Here is a 3,381-nt window from a genome sequence, read left to right as displayed (position 1 = left end):
CGTCGTCGCTCATCTTCGCGACCATCTCCAGCATCTTCGGATGGCGGCCGAAGAAGTTCTTGCGCACGAAGGCGCCGTCGTTCGCCTTGAAGGCCTGGTAGTCGCCGTCGACGGTGTCCATCATCACCTTGCGCAGGATGCCGTCCTTGTCCTTGGCGAGCAGCGGATCCCAGTAGCTGCCCCACAGCAGCTTGATGACGTTCCAGCCGGCACCGCGGAACTCGCCTTCGAGCTCCTGGATGATCTTGCCGTTGCCGCGCACCGGGCCGTCCAGGCGCTGCAGGTTGCAGTTGACGACGAAGATCAGGTTGTCGAGCTTCTCGCGCGCGGCCAGGCCGATCGCGCCCAGCGATTCGGGTTCGTCCATCTCGCCGTCGCCGCAGAACACCCACACCTTGCGGTTCTCGGTGTTCGCGATGCCGCGGGYGTGCAGGTATTTCAGGAAACGCGCCTGGTAGATCGCCATCAGCGGGCCCAGGCCCATCGAGACGGTCGGGAACTGCCAGAACTCGGGCATCAGCTTCGGGTGCGGGTAGCTCGAGATGCCCTTGCCGTCGACCTCCTGGCGGAAGTTCAGCAGCTGCTCCTCGGTCAGCCGGCCTTCCATGTAGGCGCGGGCGTAGACGCCGGGCGACGAGTGGCCCTGGATGTACAGCAGGTCGCCGCCATGGCCTTCGCTCTCGGCGTGCCAGAAGTGGTTGAAGCCGGTGCCGAACATCGTCGCGAGCGACGCGAACGACGAGATGTGGCCGCCCAGGTCGCCGCCGTCGGCCGGGTGCAGGCGGTTCGCCTTCACCACCATCGCCATCGCGTTCCAGCGCATGTAGGCGCGCAGGCGCTCCTCGATGTCGACGTTGCCGGGGGAATGCTCCTCCTGGTCGACCGGGATCGTGTTGACGTAGGCCGTGTTCGCCGAGAACGGCACGTCGATGCCGGCCTGCCGGGCGTGGTCGATCAGCTGTTCGAGCAGGAAGTGCGCGCGTTCACCGCCTTCCGCACCGATCACCGCCGACAGGGCGTCCAGCCATTCGCGGGTTTCCTGCGAATCGGCGTCGTTCGCCGCTGCACCGAGGAATGACTCCGGGTTTGCTGCCATGCATGTCTCCGTCAAGTTGAACTTTTTCAGGCGGCGGGAGTGTCGCACAACTCCAAAGGCTTTCCAAATTGCGCGATCTCGTTTCGTATTGTGGGATTTACGGGCATCCGACAGCGCTGCCGCATCGTCCCCAGGTACGCCCGGACCGGTTGACTGCAGCCCGCCCCTCGATAATCGGTCCATGCAGCCGTTGAACCACCTGCCTCCGCGCAGTACCCCTCCCCCGAGCGCGGCCCAGAGACTCTTCGGCCTGTGGTGGCGGCGCCAGTCGCTCGCCCGACAGGACCGCTTCGCGACGCTCGGCCCGCTGGTGTCGGTGCTGCTGTTCCTGGCGGCGATCATCCTGGCCTTCTGGTACCTGCGCAACGAGGAATTCGAGCGCGAGCAGGAATCGGTCAAGCGCGACACCGAGATCGCGCAGCAGCAGATCCGGCTGCGGCTGATCGAGAACCAGGAGCAGCTGGTGCGCATCGCGCGCGAGATCGCCACCCGCACCATCGACCAGGACGAGTTCCTCGGCCAGGCCGCGAGCTTCAMGCGCGAGCGCCCGGAGATCACGAACCTGATCTGGGTCGGCGCCAACCGCAGCCGCCGCGCCGGCTACGCCGCCACCGGCTTCCACCCCGAGAGCGGCTTCGGCGGCGAGGAAAGCAGCACCTCGGTGCCCAAGGAAGGCGCGAAGACCGAGCCCGAGGCCGCGTTCAGCGCGGCGCGCGACCTGCGCCAGCCGGTGTACTCGCGCCCGTTCACCGACCTGTACGGCACCGCGGTGTTCCAGGTGCAGGTGCCGCTGCTCGACCGCAGCGCGTTCTCGGGCACGCTGATCGCCGAGTACTCGATCGAGTCGCTGATGCGCTACTTCATCCCGGCCGAGGTGTCGACGCGGCACGCGGTGGCGCTGGTCGACAGCCAGGACCGCGTGCTCGCGAGCACCGTGACGCCGATGCCCGGCCAGCAGAGCCGGCGCTCGGCCACCACCATCGTGCACGACGTGCCGCTCGCGCCGGCCGGCAACGGCCTGGTGCTGCGCGGCATGGGCTACCGCACCTCGATCGGCCTGATCAGCAACACGCTGTTCTGGATGGTCGCCGCGCTGTCGGTGCTGACGGTGTGGATGCTGCTCGGCACCTGGCGCCACATGCGCCGGCGGCTGCAGATCCAGAGCACGCTGGTGTCGGAGACCAACTTCCGGCGCGCGATGGAAAACTCGATGCTGACCGGCATGCGCGCGATGGACATGGAGGGCCGCATCACCTACGTGAACCCGGCCTTCTGCGCGATGACCGGCTTCAGCGACGCCGAGCTGATCGGCCGCGTGCCGCCCTTCCCGCACTGGCCGCCGGAGCGCATCGAGGAGAACAACCGCCTGCTGCAGCAGGAGCTGCAGGGCCGCAGCCCCGCCGGCGGCATCGAGGTGAAGGTGATGCGCAAGGACGAATCGCAGTTCGACGCGCGCATGTACGTCTCGCCGCTGATCGACCCGAAGGGGCTGCAGACCGGCTGGATGACCTCGATGACCAACATCACCGAGGCCAAGCGGGTGCGCGACCAGCTGTCGGCCTCGCACGAGCGCTTCACCACCGTGCTCGAGGGGCTCGACGCCGCGGTGTCGGTGCTGTCGGTGCAGCAGGGCGAGCTGCTGTTCGCGAACCGCTCGTACCGCCTGTGGTTCGGCGCCGATGCGCGCGGCCACGCGCTGCTGGCCGGCGGCGACCCCGGCCTGCCGGTGATCGGCGGGCTGTCGGCGTTCGGCGACGACGGCGACTCGGTCGACAGCTTCGGCGGCCTGCCGACGCAGGAGCTGACCGAGGTCGGCTCGGACGCGCGCGAGGTCTTCATCGAGCCGCTGCAGAAGTGGTTCGACGTGCGCGCGCGCTACCTGCAGTGGACCGACGGGCGGCTCGCGCAGATGCTGATCGCCACCGACATCACCGGCCGCCGCAACGCCGAGACGCAGGCCGCGCAGCAGGCCGAGAAGGCGCAGGTCACGAGCCGGCTGGTGACGATGGGCGAAATGGCCTCGTCGGTCGCGCACGAGCTGAACCAGCCGCTGACCGCGATCACGAACTACTGCAACGGCATGGTCTCGCGCGTGAAGGGCGACGCGATCCAGAAGGACGACCTGATCGCAGCGCTCGAGAAGACCGCCCGCCAGGCCGAGCGCGCCGGCCAGATCATCCGGCGCATCCGCGCCTTCGTGAAGCGCAGCGAGCCGCAGCGCCAGCCCGCGCTCGCGCAGACCATCGTCGACGACGCGGTGGACCTCGCCAACATCGAGCTGCGCC

General features: G+C 68.3%; 1 protein-coding gene and 1 pseudogene. One reads left to right on the top strand and one right to left on the bottom strand.

The genetic code is table 11. From position 1 onward, the window contains the following. Positions 1–1,096: pseudogene (gene aceE, locus AC1D15_RS23025) on the bottom strand (pyruvate dehydrogenase (acetyl-transferring), homodimeric type); the annotation flags it as partial. Positions 1,097–1,277: 181 nt separating this feature from the next. Between aceE and AC1D15_RS23020 the strand changes: the two are divergent. Continuing rightward, the coding region (locus AC1D15_RS23020) for a PAS domain S-box protein (protein WP_477827801.1) at positions 1,278–3,381 on the top strand (2,104 nt) is incomplete at its 3' end.

The sequence above is a fragment of the Rhizobacter sp. P2_H2 genome, from assembly GCF_056403375.1.
This window is presented reverse-complemented; position numbering and strand designations above follow the sequence as displayed.